General features: G+C 67.8%; 18 protein-coding genes and 1 other RNA gene. 15 read left to right on the forward strand and 4 right to left on the reverse strand.

Annotated elements, in window-relative coordinates:
* Positions 1-262: a transfer-messenger RNA gene (gene ssrA, locus V7082_RS10135) on the reverse strand; the annotation flags it as partial.
* A 64-nt stretch (positions 263-326) separates the two neighbouring features.
* Here ssrA and V7082_RS10140 point away from each other — a divergent pair.
* The 9 genes from V7082_RS10140 (at position 327) to V7082_RS10180 (ending at position 8,496) form a co-directional block, all read left to right on the forward strand.
* Positions 327-1,085 carry a CPBP family intramembrane glutamic endopeptidase gene (locus V7082_RS10140; RefSeq protein ID WP_334148158.1) on the forward strand — a complete coding sequence of 253 codons (759 nt, stop codon included), beginning with the start codon at positions 327-329 and terminating at the stop codon, positions 1,083-1,085.
* Between the two features lie 79 nt (positions 1,086-1,164).
* Positions 1,165-1,959: a thymidylate synthase gene (locus V7082_RS10145; RefSeq protein WP_334148160.1), complete on the forward strand. Its 795-nt coding sequence runs from the start codon at positions 1,165-1,167 to the stop codon at positions 1,957-1,959.
* A gap of 178 nt (positions 1,960-2,137) precedes the next feature.
* Positions 2,138-2,644, forward strand: a complete 507-nt coding sequence (locus V7082_RS10150) for a dihydrofolate reductase (protein WP_334148162.1) — start codon at positions 2,138-2,140, stop codon at positions 2,642-2,644.
* A 207-nt stretch (positions 2,645-2,851) separates the two neighbouring features.
* Positions 2,852-3,991 (forward strand): FtsH protease activity modulator HflK, encoded by a 1,140-nt coding sequence (gene hflK / locus V7082_RS10155; RefSeq protein WP_334148165.1) that lies wholly within the window; start codon positions 2,852-2,854, stop codon positions 3,989-3,991.
* A 2-nt stretch (positions 3,992-3,993) separates the two neighbouring features.
* Positions 3,994-4,878, forward strand: coding sequence for a protease modulator HflC (gene hflC, locus V7082_RS10160; protein WP_334148167.1), 885 nt, complete (start codon positions 3,994-3,996; stop codon positions 4,876-4,878).
* On the forward strand, positions 4,875-5,060 hold the full coding sequence (locus V7082_RS10165) for a DUF2065 domain-containing protein (RefSeq protein WP_334148169.1): 186 nt from the start codon (positions 4,875-4,877) through the stop codon (positions 5,058-5,060). The genes hflC and V7082_RS10165 overlap by 4 nt, the downstream gene beginning before the upstream one ends.
* 157 nt (positions 5,061-5,217) lie before the next feature.
* Positions 5,218-6,723, forward strand: a complete 1,506-nt coding sequence (locus tag V7082_RS10170) for a Do family serine endopeptidase (protein ID WP_334148171.1) — start codon at positions 5,218-5,220, stop codon at positions 6,721-6,723.
* An 81-nt stretch (positions 6,724-6,804) separates the two neighbouring features.
* On the forward strand, positions 6,805-7,518 hold the full coding sequence (locus tag V7082_RS10175; protein WP_334148173.1) for a phosphatidylserine decarboxylase: 714 nt from the start codon (positions 6,805-6,807) through the stop codon (positions 7,516-7,518).
* Positions 7,519-7,551: 33 nt separating this feature from the next.
* Positions 7,552-8,496, forward strand: coding sequence for a CDP-alcohol phosphatidyltransferase family protein (locus V7082_RS10180; protein ID WP_334148176.1), 945 nt, complete (start codon positions 7,552-7,554; stop codon positions 8,494-8,496).
* A gap of 39 nt (positions 8,497-8,535) precedes the next feature.
* Here V7082_RS10180 and V7082_RS10185 read toward each other — a convergent pair whose 3' ends face one another.
* Together V7082_RS10185 and V7082_RS10190 are read right to left on the reverse strand one after the other, a co-directional pair.
* Entirely contained in the window at positions 8,536-10,611 is a 2,076-nt protein-coding gene (locus V7082_RS10185) for an ATP-binding protein (protein ID WP_334148177.1), read from the reverse strand.
* A 54-nt stretch (positions 10,612-10,665) separates the two neighbouring features.
* Positions 10,666-11,508 (reverse strand): sensor histidine kinase, encoded by an 843-nt coding sequence (locus V7082_RS10190; RefSeq protein WP_334148179.1) that lies wholly within the window; start codon positions 11,506-11,508, stop codon positions 10,666-10,668.
* Between the two features lie 227 nt (positions 11,509-11,735).
* Between V7082_RS10190 and V7082_RS10195 the strand changes: the two genes are divergently transcribed.
* Positions 11,736-12,866 carry a hypothetical protein gene (locus V7082_RS10195; protein WP_334148181.1) on the forward strand — a complete coding sequence of 377 codons (1,131 nt, stop codon included), beginning with the start codon at positions 11,736-11,738 and terminating at the stop codon, positions 12,864-12,866.
* Here the strand turns inward: V7082_RS10195 and mscL are convergent.
* A complete protein-coding gene (mscL, locus tag V7082_RS10200) occupies positions 12,856-13,245 on the reverse strand; it encodes a large-conductance mechanosensitive channel protein MscL (protein ID WP_334148183.1) in 390 nt (129 codons plus the stop codon). The two genes, V7082_RS10195 and mscL, sit on opposite strands and share 11 nt — an antisense overlap.
* A 169-nt stretch (positions 13,246-13,414) precedes the next feature.
* Between mscL and V7082_RS10205 the strand changes: the two genes are divergently transcribed.
* From V7082_RS10205 to V7082_RS10225, 5 genes are all read left to right on the forward strand, one after another.
* A complete protein-coding gene (locus tag V7082_RS10205; RefSeq protein ID WP_334148185.1) occupies positions 13,415-13,675 on the forward strand; it encodes a DUF4212 domain-containing protein in 261 nt (86 codons plus the stop codon).
* A gap of 46 nt (positions 13,676-13,721) precedes the next feature.
* Complete coding sequence (locus V7082_RS10210; RefSeq protein WP_334148187.1) at positions 13,722-15,548, forward strand: solute symporter family protein; 1,827 nt, start codon at positions 13,722-13,724, stop codon at positions 15,546-15,548.
* Positions 15,549-15,636: 88 nt separating this feature from the next.
* A complete protein-coding gene (pip, locus tag V7082_RS10215; RefSeq protein ID WP_334148189.1) occupies positions 15,637-16,617 on the forward strand; it encodes a prolyl aminopeptidase in 981 nt (326 codons plus the stop codon).
* Positions 16,618-16,771: 154 nt separating this feature from the next.
* Positions 16,772-17,413, forward strand: coding sequence for a response regulator transcription factor (locus V7082_RS10220; RefSeq protein WP_334148191.1), 642 nt, complete (start codon positions 16,772-16,774; stop codon positions 17,411-17,413).
* A gap of 396 nt (positions 17,414-17,809) precedes the next feature.
* Positions 17,810-19,015 (forward strand): aminotransferase class V-fold PLP-dependent enzyme, encoded by a 1,206-nt coding sequence (locus tag V7082_RS10225; RefSeq protein WP_334148193.1) that lies wholly within the window; start codon positions 17,810-17,812, stop codon positions 19,013-19,015.
* Positions 19,016-19,067: the final 52 nt, after the last annotated feature.

The raw sequence follows: 19,067 nt of genomic DNA on the forward strand, positions 1-19,067 counted from the left end.
GACGGCGGTATCATGCCGGGCAAAAGCTAAACCCTTTACACCCTCGTCGATCCTAGTTCGCCCCCATCACCAGCTCACGGAGGAGGGTCCGTGGCCGCAGTGCCTAGAGGCCGCGACGTCACGTCTGGGCCCCATGAGCTCGTGGTGGAGGCGCCGGGTACTGCCCCCGGGTCCGAACGGCTTATTACGGTCGCGTTTATCGCCATAGCCGGACGAATCCGGCACGCTAAATATATGCTGGGAGGATTTGAATTAAAAGTGCCTGGACTCCGGGGCTTTCCCGGGCCTGGCCGGAACGCCGCCCCTTCCCATCGAGGACCCTTCCTTTGACGTCTCCCGCCCCCGATGCCCGCCCTGTCGCCTATCGTCCCGAAACGCCCTGGACGCCACTGGCCGCGGTCGGGGTCGTGCTCGCGGCGAGCGTTGCGCCGCTCGCCGTCGGCCTGCTCGCGTGGGCTGCGGAGGACGCCGGGCTGGTCGAGGCTCCCAGCCGGGCGGTCGGCGGCATTCCCTCGCTCGCCTCGCCGTTCGTGCTGGCGCAGATGATCGCGGGGCAGCTCCTGTCCCTCTCCATCATATGGGGGGCTGCGGGCTGGAAAGGGGCCCGCCGCGAGACGCTGCGGCTCGGCCGGCCGCAAACCGGCTGGCTCACAGCCGTGGGATACGGCCTCTTGCTGATCGCGGTCTTCGCGCCGATCGAGCTCCTCGTCTATCACCTTGCGGACGTCGCGCTCTTCACGGACGGACAATGGATCCTCGACGGCTTGAGCTCGCCCTACTGGTGGGCGGTCGTCTGCGCCGGCGTCGTGCTGGCGCCGCTGTCGGAGGAGATCACCTTCCGCGGCTTTCTGCTCTCGGCGCTGGCCAAAAGCCGCCTCGGCTTCTGGCCGGCGGCACTGATTTCGTCGACGTTGTGGACCGGGCTTCACGCCGGCTACTCCTGGCCCGGGCTCGTCAGCGTCTTCCTCGCAGGCGTCGGCCTGAGCTGGATCATGCTGCGAACGGGCTCGATGCGCGCCGTGGTGGTCGCCCACGCCGTCGTCAACGCCTTCTCGCTGACGATGATTTCGCTGTTTGCGCCATGATCCCGCGGGCGGGACTGGCGCGGGGCGCCGGTTTATCGTCCAGCGTGATCTCGGCCCGGAATCGGGATAGAAAAAAGCCATGCAACAGTATCTCGACCTCCTCAGCCGCGTGCGTGCCGAAGGCGTCGCCAAGTCCGACCGGACGGGGACCGGGACGCTGTCGATCTTCGGCCACCAGATGCGGTTCGACCTCGCCCAGGGATTTCCGCTTCTCACGACCAAGAAGCTGCATACGAAGTCGATCATCCACGAGCTGATCTGGTTCCTCGCCGGCGACACCAACATCGGCTACCTCAAGGCCAACGGCGTGCGCATCTGGGACGAGTGGGCGCGCGAAGACGGCAGTCTCGGCCCCGTCTACGGCAAGCAGTGGCGGAGCTGGGCGGCGCCGGACGGACGCGTCATCGATCAGATCAGCCAGGCCGTGGAGACGCTCAAGACCGACCCCGACAGCCGGCGCATCATCGTCTCGGCCTGGAACCCCGCCGACATTCCGAACATGGCGCTCGCGCCCTGCCACTGCCTGTTCCAGTTCTATGTCTCGGAGGGGCGGCTCTCCTGCCAGCTCTACCAGCGCTCGGCGGACGTGTTCCTCGGCGTGCCGTTCAACATCGCGTCCTATGCGCTCTTGACGATGATGATGGCGCAGGTCACGGGGCTCGAGCCCGGCGACTTCGTGCACACATTCGGAGACGCGCACCTCTACACCAACCACCTCGCGCAGGCGGACCTGCAGCTCTCGCGTACGCCACGGGCGCTGCCGCGCATGGCGATCAATCCTGACGTCCGCTCCATCTTCGCCTTCCGCTACGACGATTTCGCGCTCGAGGGGTACGAGCCCCATCCGCACATCGCGGCGGCGGTGGCGGTTTAGATGGCCGTTGATTTGCGATCCACGTGTCTGGCCACCGGCCTCCGCCGGTGTGACGGAGCGAGGGAGATGAACGGCGTCCTGACCCCCTGCCGTCATCCCGGCGCAGGCCGGGATCCAGACACGTTTCAGATCATCCGCGGACGTCACCTCCGCGCAGCACCTGCGGTGGTATAAAAGGATGCGCGTCTCCCTCATCGTTGCCGTCGCCGAGAACGGCGTCATCGGAGCCGGCGGCAAGCTGCCCTGGCGGCTGTCGGCCGACCTCAAGACCTTCCGGCGGCTCACCATGGGCAAGCCGCTCATCATGGGGCGCAAGACGTTCCAGTCGCTCAAGGGGCCCCTCGACGGGCGCGACAACATCGTGCTGACGACCGACCCCTTCTTCGAGGCGCAAGGCGTGAGCGTGGTGGCCTCGTTCGCCGACGCGCTGACGCTGGCGCGAACGCTCGCCCGCACGCGCGGGGCGGACGAAGTGATGGTGATCGGCGGGGCAGAGGTGTTCCGCGCCGCCCTGCCGCTCGCGGACCGCATCTACTGGACGGCGGTCGACGCCAGCCCCGAGGGCGACGTCCGCTTTCCCGATGCCGACCTTTCCGGCTGGACGGAGGTGGAGCGGAACGCGCTTCCCAGCTCCGAAAAGGATGACGTAACGGCCACCTTACGGGTGCTCGACCGTAAGGGCTGAGGGGGACAGCGCGAATTGGCTTGCCGCTCGTCTTGACTCATCCCCTCCGCACACCAATCTCCGTGCCGAGGGTTTGCGTCGCCGGGGGTCCTCCCCTATAAGCAAAGCGCAATTGCCATCCGGGACTTACGCGAGCCGAGGCCTATCGCCCGGTGCTCTCCTCCGCGGTTCCCGACCATCATCCACACAGCAAAGGGCCAACGACATATGCCTTGGAGCAATCAGAGCGGCGGCGGTGGAAACGGCGGCGGCTGGAAAGGCGGAAGCGGGGGCGGCGGAGGCGGGGGCGGCCCGTGGGGGCAAGGCCCCGGCAACCAGCCCCCCGATCTCGAGGAGATGCTGAGACGCAGCCAGGACCGCATGAAGCAGGTCATGCGCGGCGGCGGCATCCCGGGTCCGCTCGCGTTCCTCGCGGCCGTCGCGGCGGCCGCGGTCGTCGCCTGGTACGCCTTCTTCTTCCGCGTCGATCCCGACGAGCTCGGCGTCGTCATGCGGTTCGGCGAGTTCGTGCGCCAGGAGCCGCCGGGACTGCACTTCCGCCTGCCCTATCCCATCGAGGAGGTCGTCAAGCCCAAGGTGACGCGGCAGAACATCATCGAGATCGGCATGCGATCGGCCGCCTTCGATCGCGGCTTCGGCGGCGGCGTGCAGGACGTCAAGGAAGAGAGCCTGATGCTGACCGGCGACGAGAACACGGTCGACATCGACTTCGTCGTCTACTGGCGCATCAAGGACGCCGCGCAGTACCTCTTCAATATCCAGAACGCGGACAACACCGTGAAAGAGGTGGCCGAGAGCGCCATGCGCGAGGTGGTCGGGCAGTCGAACATCCAGCCGATCCTCACCGAAGCGCGCGCGAAGACGGAGCTGGCCGTGCTCAACCTGATCCAGCAGACGCTGGACAGCTACAAGGCCGGCATCCAGATCGACCAGGTGACGCTGCAGAAGGTGGACCCGCCGACCGACGTCATCGACGCGTTCCGCGACGTGCAGGCCGCACGCGCGGACAAGGAGCGTCTGCAGAACGAAGCCTTCGCCTATGCCAACAAGGTCGTGCCGGAAGCGCGCGGCGAGGCGGAGCGCATCCTCCAGGGGGCGGAAGGCTTCAAGCAGCAGACGGTGGCGGAGGCGCAAGGCCAGACGGCGCGCTTCCTCCAGGTCTATGACGAGTACAAGAAGGCCCCCGACGTGACGCGCAAGCGCATCTTCCTCGAAACGATGGAACGTGTCCTCGGCGGCACAGACAAGGTGATCATCGACGGCAAGAGCGGTCAGGGCGTCGTGCCGTACCTGCCGCTGGACCAGCTCCAGCAGCGCCGCCAGCAGCCGACCGAGGGAGGGAACTGATCATGCGCGCGTTTCTTCTGTTCCTCATCGTCCTCCTCGGCGCCGCCGCGGCCGCGGTCTACGCCTCGGCGTTCATCGTGCACCAGAACGAGCAGGCGCTCGTGCTCGAGTTCGGCAAGCCGAAGCGCGTGGTGTCGCAGCCGGGGCTCAACTGGAAGCTGCCGCTCGTCGAGACGGTCGATATCTTCGACAAGCGCATCCTCGACATCGACACGCAGACGCAGGAGGTCACGGCCTCCGACCAGAAGCGCCTGATCGTCGACGCGTTCGCGCGTTACAAGATCGTCGATCCGCTCAAGTTCTACCAGACGCTGCGCTACGAGGGCGCGGTGCGCTCGCGCCTCGGCCCGATCGTCGAATCGGCGCTCAGGCGCGCGCTCGGCGCGGCGACGTTCCAGGACGTCGTGCGCGACAGGCGCGAGGAGCTCATGAAGCAGATCGCCGCCAACGTGAACCAGGAGGGCCGCGACTTCGGACTCGAGGTCGTCGACGTGCGCATCAAGCGCGCGGACCTTCCCGAGCAGAACCAGAAGAGCGTGTTCGACCGCATGCGCGCCGAACGCCAGCGCGAGGCGGCCGAGTTCCGCGCCCAGGGCACGGGCGAAGCCAACCGCATCAAGGCGACCGCCGACCGCGAAGTCACCGTCATCAAGGCGGAGGCGACGCGCAAGGGCGAGGAGCTGCGCGGCCAGGGCGAGGCGGAGCGCAACCGGATCTTCGCCGAAGCCTTCGAGCGCGACCCCGACTTCTTCGCCTTCTATCGCTCCATGCAGGCCTACGAGGAGGGCCTGAAGCCGGGTGATACGCGCCTCGTCATCTCGCCCGACGGCGACTTCTTCAAGTACTTCTCCAATCCGCAGGGAGCCGCGTTGCCGAATCCGCAATGAGCGATCTCATCGTCGCCTTCGGGCTGGTGCTGGTCATCGAAGGGCTCCTCTGGGCCCTGTCGCCCGAGCTCGGGCGACAGCTTCTGGCGGTGGCCTCGGCCACCCCGGAGGCCAGCCTCAGAAAGGCCGGATGGGTGGCTGTCGCCATCGGCGCGCTCGTTGTCTGGATGGTTCGAGGCTGACGGACATCCGCGGCCGCCTGCCCTGAACCGCCGCCGACGCGCCGCGTTGACAGCCCAACGGCGATCTCACACTTTGGACGGCGGCCACCAAAACCACCCCGGCCCCATGCCGGATCGCCAGGGTCCGGCACGATGCGGACCAGCGAAGGAGCGTCTGATGACCACGACCCTCGGGCAGCATATGACGGCCGGATACCGCATCGCCCGGCGCGGGACGGCACGAAAAGCCCTGATCCTCGCAGCCCTCGCGACGCTCGGGCTCGGCGCGGGGCCGGCGCCAGCGCAGGAGAACGGGCCCAAATCGGTGGCGCCCGTCGCCGAGAAACTCATCGACGCCGTGGTCAACATCTCGACCAGCCAGATCGCCAAGGGTCCCGAGGGCGTGCCGCTGCCGCAGGTGCCCAAGGGCTCGCCATTCGAGGACTTCTTCGAGGACTTCTTCAACAAGAGGGGCGGCCGGGCGCCGCCGTCGGACCGCAAGGTCTCGTCGCTCGGCTCGGGCTTCGTGATCGACGGCACCGAGGGCCTGATCGTCACCAACAATCACGTCATCGACGGCGCCGACGAGATCATCGTCAACTTCCATGACGGCTCGAAGCTCAAGGTCGACAAGGTGGTCGGCCGCGACACCAAGACCGATCTCGCGCTGCTCAAGGTGACGCCGAAGAAGCCGCTCGCCGCCGTGGGCTTCGGCTCGTCCGGCACGCTCCGGGTCGGCGACTGGGTGATGGCGATCGGCAATCCGTTCGGCCTCGGCGGCTCGGTGACCGTCGGCATCATCTCGGCCATGCAGCGCGACATCAACGCCGGCCCCTACGACGACTTCCTGCAGACGGACGCCGCCATCAACAAGGGCAACTCCGGCGGGCCGCTCTTCAACATGGACGGCCAGGTCGTCGGCGTGAACACAGCCATCATCTCCCCCACCGGCGGCTCGATCGGCATCGGCTTCGCCGTGCCCGCCGACACGGTCACGGCCGTCATCTCGCAGCTCAAGGAATTCGGCCAGGTCAAGCGCGGCTGGCTCGGTGTCAAGATCCAGTCGATCAGCGAGGACATCGGCGAAAGCCTCGGCGTGCCGGAGAACACCGGCGCGCTGGTCGCCGGGGTGACGCCGGAGTCGCCGGCGGCCAAGGGCGGTATCGAGCCCGGCGACGTGATCCTCAAGTTCGACGGCAAGGACGTGACGACCATGCGCGGCCTGCCGAAGCTCGTCGCGCAGGCGCAGATCGGCAAGTCGGTCGCGGTCGAGGTGCTGCGGCAGGGACAGAAGAAGACGCTGACCATCGCCGTCGGCATGCTCGACGACGAGGAAAGCAAGCCGGAGCCCGCCCCCGAAGGCGGCAAGGAGCAATCGCCGCATCCCTCGACGACCGTGCTCGGGCTCGTCCTCGCGCCGCTCACCGACGAGATGCGCAGCCGCTTCGGCTTCGACGCCAAGATCAACGGCGTGCTCGTCACCGACATCGATCCCGCGAGCCAGGCCGCCTCGAAGAACGTCAGGCCGGGCGACGTCATCACCGAAGCTCAGCAGGAGCCGGTGCGGGAGATCAAGGACGTCGAGGCCGCCGTGGAGAAGGTCAAGAAGGCAGGCGGCAAGAGCGTGCTGCTGCTGGTGGAGGACGCCAAGGGCGACACGCGGTTCGTGGCGATCCCGTTCTGAGGCGCCTTCGGCGCCTCAGTGGCAAGCTTGCACATCGAATGGCCGCGCCCCGACCGGGGGGACGCGGAGCGGAGGACGGAGTTGTCGGATCGTCATTCTTTGCTGGACACCATCACGGACAGTCTGGCGCCCGTGCATCGCGACGGGCACAAGTTCGTCGCGATCGGCCTCGTCGTCGCGCTGCTCCTGTTCCTGATCTGGTCGCCGCTCGGCTGGATCGCGGCGCTCGTCACTGCGTGGATCATCTACTTCTTCCGCGATCCCGATCGCGTGACGCCCCTGCGCGACGGGCTCGTCATCGCGCCGGCTGACGGCAAGGTCTCGCTGATCGAGACGGTGCGCCCGCCGGCCGAGCTCGGGCTCGGAGACGAGCAGCGGGTGCGGATCTCGATCTTCCTCTCCGTCTTCGACGTCCATATCCAGCGGGCGCCGGTCGCGGGCCGCATCGTCCGCTCGCTCTATGTCCCCGGCGCCTTCCTCAACGCGGAGCTCGACAAGGCGTCGGAGGAGAACGAACGGCGCGCGATCGCGATCGAGACGGCGGCGGGCGTCAAGATCGGCGTGGTGCAGATCGCGGGCCTCGTGGCGCGGCGGATCGTGACGTTCGCCTCGGAGGGCGACAGCCTCGGCGTCGGCGAGCGGTTCGGGCTCATCCGGTTCGGCTCGCGCGTCGACACGTATCTGCCGGTTGGCGCCTCTCCGGCCGTCGCCGTCGGGCAGCGGGCGGTCGGCGGAGAGACCGTGCTCGCGGACCTGAAATCCACGGAACCCGAGCGCGAGGCGCGCCGGCACTGATCGCAAGAGACCTCTGCTCCCGAGGAGGGTGAGATGGACCCCATCGTACCGCAACTCGAAAAGCATACGCGCCTGCGGCGGAGGCGGCGCATGTTCAGCCGCGCGCGCATTCCCGTGCGCATGATGGTGCCGAACTTCTTCACACTGCTCGGCCTCTGCGCGGGCCTCACCTCGATCCGCATGTCGATCGAGGGGCGCTACGACTTCGCGCTGGCGGCGATCGTGTTCGCGGCGCTGCTCGACGGGCTCGACGGGCGCATCGCACGGCTGCTCAAGGCATCGTCGCGCTTCGGCTCCGAGCTCGACAGCCTGGCGGACTTCGTCAACTTCGGCGTCGCGCCAGCCATCATGATCTTCACCTGGGGGCTCGGCGAGCAGCGGAGCCTGGGATGGATCGCGGTGATGCTGTTCGCGATCGCCTCGGCGCTGCGTCTCGCGCGCTTCAACACGCTGATCGACGACGAGCGGCCGAAGTGGCAATCCGACTTCTTCCAGGGCGTGCCGACTCCGGCGGCGGCCATCCTGGTGCTGCTGCCGATCTATCTCGAGCATCTCGGCCTCGACCTCAGGGCTTCGCCGATCCTGCTCAACCTCGTACTGGCCTACGTCACGCTGATCGGCCTGCTCATGGTCTCGATCGTTCCGACGTACTCGGGAAAGCTGCTCGGCGAGCGGATCGGGCGGGAATGGGTGCTGCCGCTGTTCATCCTGTCCATGCTGGCGGTGGCGTGCCTGCTCACCTACCCGTACGCAACGCTGAGTATCGTCTCGATGGCCTATCTCGCGGCGCTGCCGTGGACGTGGAAACGCTTCCGCGAGCTCGAGCAGCTCCACGCGGCCCCCGCAGCGGGTGCGTCTGAGGCGGGCGCGATGCCCGGTGCCGCCGGTGCCCACGGGCCCGGCGACGAGACGGCGCGCGCGCCCGAAAGCGACAGCCCGCAGGTCATCGAGATCCGGCCCGGCGAGCAGAAGCGCTGAGGCGAGCGGTCCGGTTCGCGGACGAGGGCTGAACCGCCCTCAGCGCGGTATGTGCGGCCTCAAGAGGCGCTCGCGAAGCGCCATGCGCGCGCTGGACTGGCGCTCGGGCTGGCCGGGCTCGGGCGCGTACCGCACGGGCGGCGGCTCGCTTCGGGCGAGAGGTGCCAGAGGCGGCGGGCCATCCGGCGACCCGGACGGCGTCGCGGTCTCGCGCAGCGACGGCTCACGCCGTGGCGGAGCTGGGAACACCCGCTGCTCCTCGCAGGGCGGATCTGACAAAGCCGGCTCGGACGCCCGGCGGCTCAGGAAAAACTCGCCGACCTCGCGCTCGATCGCCTCCCGGTCCACGGGCTGGGCTTCCGCGACAGGCTCGCGGACGGCCGTTTCCGGTAGGGCATGCCCGGCGACCGGCGCGCGCTCGGGTTGCGCCGACAGCGCGGCCGACATGCGCACCGCGTCGGCGAGCTGCTGCGCCTGGGTCGACGAATCGATCTGCCCCGAAACGCCGGCGGCGCGCCAGCGTTCGATCACGGCCTCGAGGAAGCCCTCGTCACCAAGCGACTCCTGCCATTTCGCCGAGAACTGGGCCGTCGTCGAGCGCGGAAGGGCATCGGACGGCAGCTCGTCGAACTTGATGCGAACCGGGATCGGAACGCCGTCGCCGAAGGCGATGGCCTCGCGCGCACCGAGCGCGGGCAGAAACTCGATGAGACCGGTGCCCGTATCGGACACGGCGGACGCGACGATCGCCTGATCGCGCTCGTTCGACATGCGCAGGGCGAAGACGGTGTTGCACTGGGAGAGGATGGTCGGATCGATCTCCGCCGGACGCTGCGTCACGATGCAGAGCGAGGCCCCGTACTTGCGGCCCTCCTTCGCGATCTTGGCGATGGCGCGCTTGCAGGGCTCGAACCCCATCTCGGGATTGAGCGGCACGTAGCGATGCGCTTCCTCGCAGACCAGCGTCACCGGGATCTTTCCCTCGCCCCAGAGTGCGAAGTCGAACGCCATGCGGCAGAGCACGGAGACGACGACGTTGACGACCTCGGGCGGGAGGCCCGTCAGCTCGAGGATGGTGATGGGCTTGCCGTCGACGGGCACGCGGAAGATCCGCGACAGCACCTGGCTCATGCTGTCGTAGACGGTCACGGAGCCGAACATGAAGCCGTAGCGGCCGTCCTGCACCAGGGTCTCGATGCGCGTCTTGAGCTGGCGATAGGGCGTGAGATCCTTGCGGCTCTCGAGCTTGCCCATGCGCTCGTCGATCAGGTTGGTCAGGTCCGAGATGCGGTAGGGAACCGGCGTGTCGACGGTGAACCTGCTCGAATCGTAGCGGCGGACCTTGGGCTGGTCGGCCGAGAGCCGCCCGGCGCCGTAGCGCGCTTTCGCGAGCGGGATCAGGTCCTGCAAGATCTCGATCTCGGCCTTGTGCTCAACGTTGCCGACCAGGACCTCGACGGCCTCCTCGAAATTCAGAAGCCAGAGCGGAAGCTGCAGCGTGCGCGGCGAGATCACCTCGGCGCGCGCGCCGAAGGCGGTCGCGTACTCGTTGTGCGGATCGAGGAGCACGATGTGCGCGTTGGGATTGCGCTCCAGGATGGCGCGCAGGATGAGCGCAGTCGAGCACGACTTGCCGGTGCCCGTCGTGCCGAGGACGGCGAAATGCTTGCCGAGCAGCTCATCGACCCGGACGGTCGCCGGGATCGAGGGCTCCTGACGGATCGAGCCGATGCGGACGGTTTCCGTCTCGTTGCCGGCGTAGGTGAGCTGCAGCTCGTGGCGGGTCGCGAAGCGCGCGCGGTCGCCGAGCGTGGGATAGGTCGTCGTGCCGCGGTGGAAGTTCGAGGGCCTGCCGTCGGCGCCTCTGCTGAGCTCGCCGACGAGCCCCAGCTCGGCAATGCGGATCTCCTGCTCGCTGCCGTGAGCCGGCAGCGGAACGCTCAGCGCCGAGACGGTCGCCAGAACGGTGGCGGCCCCGGTATCGATCGCTAAGAGCGTGCCCATCTCCGGGCGGTCCGCGCGGCTCCTCGGATCGTTCTCGCTTACGGCATCGAGCAGCAGGATGGCCTTCGAGCCCGTCACGGATGCGATGCGCCCGATCGAGCGCGGCAGCACGTGGTACTGGGGTTCCTTTGGACTCGCACTCGAATGCATGGCGACAACCCGGACCTAAATGACGGCAGCGGCGCGGAGCACCGCGTCGCCCGGCTCGCTCGGCACGACGTGATGCACGGCCGGCAGCTTGACCGTGACATCCGTTCCCGAGCCCTTCACGCTGGCGATCAGCAACTGGCCGCCGTGCAGCTCCACGAGCGACTTGGCGAGGGTGAGGCCCAGGCCCGCGCCCTCGCGCCAGCGCGTGCGCGCGCGGTCAACCTGACCGAACGGCTCGAGCGCGACCGGCACCTCGTCGGGCGCCATACCGATTCCGGTATCGCGGACCGAGATCATGACGCCGCCGCCACCCTGCTCGAGGACGTCCACCGACACGGTGCCGCCGCGCGGGGTGAACTTGATGGCATTCGAGATGAGGTTGGTGAAAACCTGGCCGAGCCTGGTGTCGTCTCCGCGCACATGGGGCAGTGCGGACGCGATCCGGCGGGTGAGCCGAACGCCGGCCTCGGCCGCCCGGGGCTCGGCGGCAGCGATGCAGTCGCCGAGCACGACCGCGATGTCCACCTCGAAGGCGTCGAGGGCATAGGTGCCGCTCTGGATCTTGGTGATGTCCAGGATGTCGTTGACGATGGTGAGCAGATGCTCGGCGGACTCGTTGATGAGGCTCGCGTACTGGACGATCTCGGCGTCCGACAGGCGGCGCTCGCCATGCTCGCGCATCAGCTTCGAGAAGCCGAGAACGGTGTTGAGCGGCGTGCGCAGCTCATGGCTCACGTTGGCGATGAACTCGGACTTGAGGCGGTTGGCGTGCTCGGCATCGAGACGCGCCTGACGCTCGGCCAGGCGGGTCCGCTGCCGCAGAACGGCGTCGCCGACGAGCGACGCGTATTCCTGCATCAGGGTCTTCGCCCTGCCCTCGCCTGAGCCACCTTTGAGCATATCAACCAAACGCAAACGTCCAAAACCGCGCGACCACGTTAGAGTCCCAATCGATAAGACGTGGTTAATCTGCATCCATTGCCGGATAGAGGAATGGCCAGCCGGCTGGACCTGCTCCGGGCCGTTGTTTTCATGCCTCGGTTGGGCTTTGATGGGCCGCATGCAACCCGGGCGGGGAGAAGCCCATGGATCGTCGCGAATTCCTGATCACCAGCAGCGGCGCGGCGGTTGCAGCCGCATCCGCGACGCCTGTCCAGGCCGGGGACGCCCCGGCCCCCGCCGCCGGCGCCCCCCTTCCCGGGACCGTCCCCCTGCTGCGCCTCGCCATGCCCTGGACCGATAGGCCCCAGGGCCCCGCCGACGGCGCGCATCGGCTTGCGCGGCGTCTCGAGGCGCTCACCGGGGGGCGCTACCGGATCGAGATCGCAGCCTCCGTCGGGTCCGTCCCGGACCATGACGCCGAACTCGCGCTCTGCCCGGCCCATGACTTCGCGCCGCTCCATCCAGCCTTCGCCTATTTTGCCGGCCTGCCGGGCTCGGGCGGGCTCGGCGCCCAGGACCTCGCGCACTGGATCACCATCGGCGGCGGTCAGATGCTGTGGGACGACCTTTCGCGCCGCCACGGCTGGAAACCCCTGCTGGCCGGACATTTGGGAGAGGCGCCCCCGCTCTGGTCACGTCAGCCGATCGGCGGCCTCTCCGATCTCGCCGGCCGGCGCATCGCGGCACCGGGCCTCGGGGGGGACGTTGCGCGGGCGCTCGGGGCGGAGGCAGGCGATGGTCTGCCGACCCGCGATGCCGCCGCCGCGCTTGCCGAGGGGACCCTCTCCGCGGCGGAGGCAGGCGGGCTGATGACGAGCCTTGCCCTTGGCCTCGCCGACTCCGCCGCGTATGCGACCGGAGAGGGCCTCAACGGCCACGGCACCGCACTTGCGCTCAACGTGCGGCTGGCGCTGTGGGAGCGCTTGTCCGATACGGACAAGGCCATTTTCGCCGCGGCGGCATCCGCGGAGCTTCAGCTTTCGCTGGCCGAGCAGCGCGCACACGCGGGCCTCGCGCGCCGCGTGCTCGAAGCGCGCGGAGTGCGATTCGCGCCGTGGCCCGCCGATATCGCCGAGGCGCTCGACAGGGTCGCGGAAGCGACGATCGCGCATGTGGCGGGACGGGACGAGATCGCTGTCAGCATCGACCAGAGCTACGCGGCCTTCCGCAACCTCCTCTCGGAAACGAGCACGCCGCGCGGCTCGCGCGCCACTGCGGCATACGGCCCGGCCGGCGCGCCCCGTCGCACCGGCCCGGCCGGCGCTATTTCTTGACGAGCGCGTCGCGGATCTCGCGCAGGTAGACTTCCGACGGCGACGGCCCGGGAGGAGCCTCGGCGGCCGCCGGCTTCTTGAACCTGTTGATGGCGCGGATGAGGAGGAAAATCGCGGCCGCCGTTATCAGGAACTTGAAGACGGCGTTGAGGAACAGGCCGTACCTGATCTCGACCCCGTCGTCGGTGGGCGTAGGCAACGTGATGGCGAGCGCGCTGAAATCTATGCCGGCCAGAATGTAGCCGATCGGCGGCATGATGATGTTCTCGACCAGGGTCGAGACGATCGGCGCGAAGGCGGCGCCGATGATCACGCCGACGGCGAGGTCAATGACATTGCCCCGCATTGCAAATTCCTTAAATTCGGACAGTATCGACATTTCGGAATCCCTTCCGTCATCCTCTATCCCGACTCGCTTTTGAGCCGTGCGCGGATGCTACGGGAGCGGGGGCGAGGCGGCAATTCTCAAAGGGCGGGGTATCGCCTCAATGGAACCACAAGTCCCGCGCACGTCATCGTGACCGCAACGGCAAACCGGGGAACCCGTCATGATCGAACGGCGCGAGCGAAAGCCCTATTGGCGGCACACGAAGTGGCAGATGCTGGCGAGCCTGGTGCCGTTCCTGGCCGTCATCATCGTGCTCCCTCTCTATGCCGGCCGCCTCAACGACAGCAGGTTCATGGGATTTCCGCTCGGCTACTTCCTCTGCCTGCACGGCATCGTGCTGATCGCGGTCGTCACGGTGGCGAGCTTCGTCAATCGCCAGGACGCGATCGACCACTGGCACGGGGCGCATGAGGATGTCTGAGGATTGCCGCTCCCGGACGCGCGGTGTCCGGGCGGAGCGCTGAGGCATGCCGTTCGCCCGCCGTACCGGCTACGTTAATCCGCGCCTCGGGACGTATTTCGGCATCTTCATGAGCGCGTTCGCCGCGCTGGCGCTGATGACGCTCATCCTCGAAGGACTGGGCGTCAGCGACGAGGCGTTGCGCCTCATGATGTTCCTCGGGCCGATCGCGCTCTATGCCGCCATCGGCATCGTGGCCTATACGCAGGAGCCGATCGACTACTTCGCGGCGGGACGGCGCGTGCCCGCCTTCTACACCGGGCTCGCGCTGGCGCAGACCGCGCTCGGCGCCACGGGGCTCGTCGCGCTCACCGGCGTCTTCTTCCTGATCGGGTTCGACGCGCTGTGCATGGTCATCGGCGGCCTTGCGGGATTTGTGGTGATGGCGGTGGCGCTCGCGGCCTTCTTCCGCAAGTTCGGTGCGTTCACCGTGCCGAGCTATCTCGGCAAGCGTTTCGACAGCCACGTGCTGAGGCTGTTGGCGGGCGGGATCCTGGCCGTTCCGATGCTGCTGCTCATGGCGGCGGAGCTGCGGATCGGCGCCCATGCGGCGACATGGTTCCATCCGATGCCGCAGTCCGTCGCGGTGATGGGGCTGGTCGCGACGGTCGCGGTCACGCTTGCGGCCGGGGGCATGCGCTCGCTCGCCTGGTCATCGGCGGCGCAGAGCCTCGCCGCGCTCATCGCGCTTCTGGTTCCGGTGGTCATCGTCGCCGTGATCGTCACCAACCTGCCGCTACCGCAACTGTCCGCCGGGCCCGTGCTGCGCACGGTCGCGCGGGCGGAAGCGGCACAGGGCCTGCCGATCATCCTGCCGCCGGCCCTGGCGTTCGACATGCCCGGCGAGGGGCTGTCGCTCATCGCCAAGCGCTATTCCGACGCGTTCGGCAGCGTGGGGCCGCTCGCCTTCGTGATCGTCATGCTGTCGCTCGCCTCGGGGCTCGCGTGCGCGCCATGGCTGCTGCCGCGCGTCGCCGGGACGCCCGGCGTGTATGAAGCGCGCAAGTCGCTCGGCTGGGCCACGCTGCTGTTCGGCATCGCGATGCTCACGATCGGTGCGATCGCAATCTTCATGCGCGACTACCTGACCGACATCGTGACGGCGGCAGGCCCCGTGCGCTTCCCGCCATGGTTCGAAACGCTGCAGGAGCGCGGCATCCTCACCGTGTCGGCGGAAGCCGGGCGTCCCACGCTCGCGAGCTTCAGCGTCTCGCGCGACGACGTGCTGCTCAGCCTGCCGATCGTCGCAGAGATGCCGGCAGCCCTCGTCTATCTGGCCGCGGGGGGCGTCGTCGCGGCGGCGCTCGCGACCACCGGCGCTGTCGCCGTCGCGCTCGGCAACATCCTCTCCGAGGACATCGTTTACGGGCTTGCGTCCCAGCCGGTGAAATCCGGCCCGCGGCTCATCGTGGCGCGCTTGGCGCTCGGAGCGGCCGCGGCGCTCGCGGGGCTGATCGCGCTCGCGGCGCCGACCGATCCGCTGAAGCTAATGCTCTGGGCGATCGCGCTCACCGGGGCGTCCGCGTTTCCGGTGCTCGTGCTCTCCATCTGGTGGAAGCGCCTCAACGCGTTCGGCGCCGCGGCCGGCCTCGCGACCGGGTTCGGCGTCACCGTGCTCGCCATCGTCGCGGGTGAAGCGGGGCTTACGGGCACCGACGGGGCGCTGGCGGCCGCCATCGGGCTTCCGGCAGGCGCGATCGCCGCCGTCGCGGTCGCCTATGCCACGCCCGCGCCCTCGCGCAACCTGCTCGAGCTCGTGCGCGACATCCGCGTGCCGGGCGGCGAAATCCTCTACGATCGCGAAATGCGCCACCACCGGCGCAAGAAACTCTGAGGCGCGACGACCACCTCCGCGAGACTCGCGGCTGGCGGCGGTCTCAACCCCGGAGCCTCGAGCGCGAGCAGACCTGGACCAAACGATCATGCCGTCCCAAGACCGCTTCACGCCCTATCCGCCGCGCGAGCTTTTCAACGAGGGCTTTCTCGAGACCGGAGACGGGCATACGCTCTATTTCGCCGAGTGCGGAAATCCGAACGGAGCGCCCGCGCTGATCGTGCACGGCGGGCCCGGCGGCGGCTGCAATCCGGCCATGAGGCGCTTCCACGATCCGCAGCACTATCGCGTCATCCTGCTCGACCAACGCGGGTGCGGCCGCTCCACGCCGAATGCGTCGATCGAGACCAACACGACCTGGCACCTCGTCGCCGATATGGAGCGGTTGAGGCGTCACCTCGGCCTTCCGCGCTGGCAGCTCTTCGGCGGCTCATGGGGCTCGACGCTGTCGCTCGCTTACGCGGTCACGCATCCGGAGCGCGTCACGTCGCTCGTGCTGCGCGGCATCTTCCTCCTGCGCCAGAGCGAGCTCGCCTGGTTCTACCAGGACGGTTGCAGCGCCCTCTTCCCGGAGGCGTGGGACGCCTTCACGCGCCTCATCCCGGAAGACGAGCGCGGCGACATGATCGGCGCCTATTACAGGCGCCTCACCGATCCGGACCCGAAGGTCCACATGCCCGCCGCCGAAGCCTGGAGCGTCTGGGAGGGCACGACGCTGTCGTTGATCGAGGATCCGATGCGCGTGCGCTCGTTCGCCAATCCGGACTACGCGCTCGCCTTCGCCCGCATCGAGTGCCACTACTTCGTCAACGGCGGCTTCTTCGCCGAGGACGGCGCCCTGCTCAAAGAGGCACACCGCCTGGCCGGGATCCCCGGCATCATCGTCCATGGCCGCTACGATGTCGTCACCCCCATTCGCGCCGCATGGGATCTCAAGAAGGCGTGGCCATCGGCCGAGTTGCGTATCGTTCCCGACGCGGGGCATGCCATGACGGAGCCCGGCATCGTCCACGAGCTCGTCCGGGCCACCTCGCACTTCCGGGACACGGCGCAGACGGCCGGTGCCTAGGGGCGGCCACCGACCACGGGGCGGGCTGCTCGCTTCGTTTGCTATGCACCCCGATAGGGCTGGCCCGATTGCCCCAGGTGCAGATAAAGTGCCCGTGAGACCGGGAAGCCGGGCGGTCCTCGCCTCCTCCCCGCTTTGGAACGTCCTCCATCCGATGCCGAAAGAAATTCGCCGCAACATCGCGATCGCCGACAAGAACCCCGTGGTGCGCACGGGGCTCGTCGACATCATCACGCGCGACGGACGCTTCACCGTGACGGCCACCGTCCCGAACGGGACGGCGCTGCTCGAGCGCATGCAGGCGCATCCGGCCGAGGTCGAGATCGCGATCCTCGGCTGGGCGCTGCCGGACATGACCGGCGGCGACATCCTCGCCGAGCTCAAGCGGCGACGCTCGCCCGCACGGGCGATCGTCTACACGGGAGAGCCGGGACTCGACGTCCTCAGGCGCACCATCAAGGCGGGGGCGTGGGGCTTCATGTCGAAGTGCGATGAGCCGGAGGTGCTCATGGAGACGATCTCATCCGTCTCGCATGGACGCGTCTCCTTTCCCTACGTGGACATGGAAGCGGCGCGCAACGATCCGCTCGATGTCCTCACCATGCGCGAGCGCGAGCTTCTGGCGGCGCTCGCGGACGGCTGGTCCAACCTGCAGATCGCGGCGCGCATCGGCATTTCGCGCAACACGGTTAAGTATCACCTCAAGAACCTCTACGATAAACTCGACGTGCACAACCGTGCCATGGCGGTGGCCTTGTTCATGACACAGCAGTCTCAGCAGCGCGATCCGCGCTGAGGGGCGATGCCCGCGCGCTCGAGACGCACGCGCCCGGCCGCAGGCCACGCTCCCGAATTTGCCGCAGGGGTGGGTAGGCGAAAACTACCCAACCGGGCATTTCCCAGTACCGCCCTCGCGGCTCATAAGCCTACCCAAGAGATCTTCTGCCGATGCCTCTCCGGGTGTTGTGCATGCTTGGCGAGCTGTTAAAACTTGTCGCGAAAGGCATTCATTCCGACACGGCGCTCAGGCGTGCCCGGGGACTTCATTCACAGCGATCTGCGACACGATACGACGTCCGCAAGACCCCTGGCTCCCAGCGCGGAGCAGGTGTCAGTTTCGGCTGACGTTTCGGAATCGAGGCGCTAAGGTCGGGGCAAAGAAACTCGAAACGTTATTCTGGAGGAGACGTACATGACCAATATGGTGAAGCCGCACCTTTTCATCCCCGGTCCGACCAACATTCCCGACGCCGTCCGTATGGCGATGAACCTGCCCATGGAAGACATGCGCAGCCCCGAATATCCCAAGCTCACGCTGCCGGTGTTCGAGGACCTCAAGAAGGTGTTCAAGATGAAGGACGGCCGCGTCTTCATCTTCCCGTCGTCGGGCACGGGCGCCTGGGAGTCGGCGATCACCAACACGCTCGCCGTCGGCGACAAGGTTCTGATGAGCCGCTTCGGCCAGTTCTCGCTGCTCTGGGTCGACATGGCCGAGCGCCTCGGCCTCAAGGTCGAGCTCTGCGACGAGGAGTGGGGCACGGGCGTTCCGCTCGAGAAGTACGCCGATATCCTCGCCAAGGACAAGAACCACGAGATCAAGGCCGTCTTCGCCACGCATAACGAGACCGCGACTGGCGTCTCCTCCGACATCGCCGGCGTGCGCAAGGCGCTCGATGCCGCCAAGCACCCCGCACTCCTGTTCGTCGACGGCGTGTCGTCGGTCGGCTCGCTCGACATGCGCATGGGCGAGTGGGGCGTGGACTGCTGCGTCTCCGGCTCGCAGAAGGGCTTCATGCTGCCGACCGGCCTCGGCATCCTCGCCGTCAGCCAGAAGGCGCTCGACGCCAACAAGAGCCTCAACGGCCGCATGAACCGCTGCTTCTTCTCCTGGGAAGACATGATCAAGACGAACGATCTCGGCTTCTTCCCCTACACGCCGGCCACGCAGCTCATCCGTGGCCTGAGGGCTTCGCTCGACCTGATCTTCGCGGAAGGCCTCGACAACATCATCGCGCGCCATAAGCGGCTCGCCACCGGCGTGCGCGCCGCCGTCGATGCCTGGGGCCTCAAGCTCTGCGCCAAGGAGCCCAAGTGGCACTCCGACACGGTGTCGGCGATCCTGGTGCCGGAAGGCATCGACGCCAACGACGTGCTGAAGACCGCCTTCTTCCGCTACAACACCTCGCTCGGGACCGGCCTCAACAAGCTTAACGGCCGCGTCTTCCGCATCGGCCACCTCGGTGCGCTCGACGAGGGCATGATCGGCACGGCCCTCTTCAACGTCGAAATGACGCTCAAGGACTGCGGCGTGCCGGTCAAGTTCGGCTCGGGCACGGGCGCGGCGGCCGAGTACTTCAGCAAGACGGCCACCAAGCCCGCCCTTTCCAAGGCCGCTTGATTTCGAGGCGGCGCGCCGCAGGCGCGCCGCCTTTTTTAAACCTTTCACGGGG

Source organism: Hyphomicrobium sp., assembly GCF_036833075.1.
Lineage (GTDB): Bacteria > Pseudomonadota > Alphaproteobacteria > Rhizobiales > Hyphomicrobiaceae > Hyphomicrobium_C.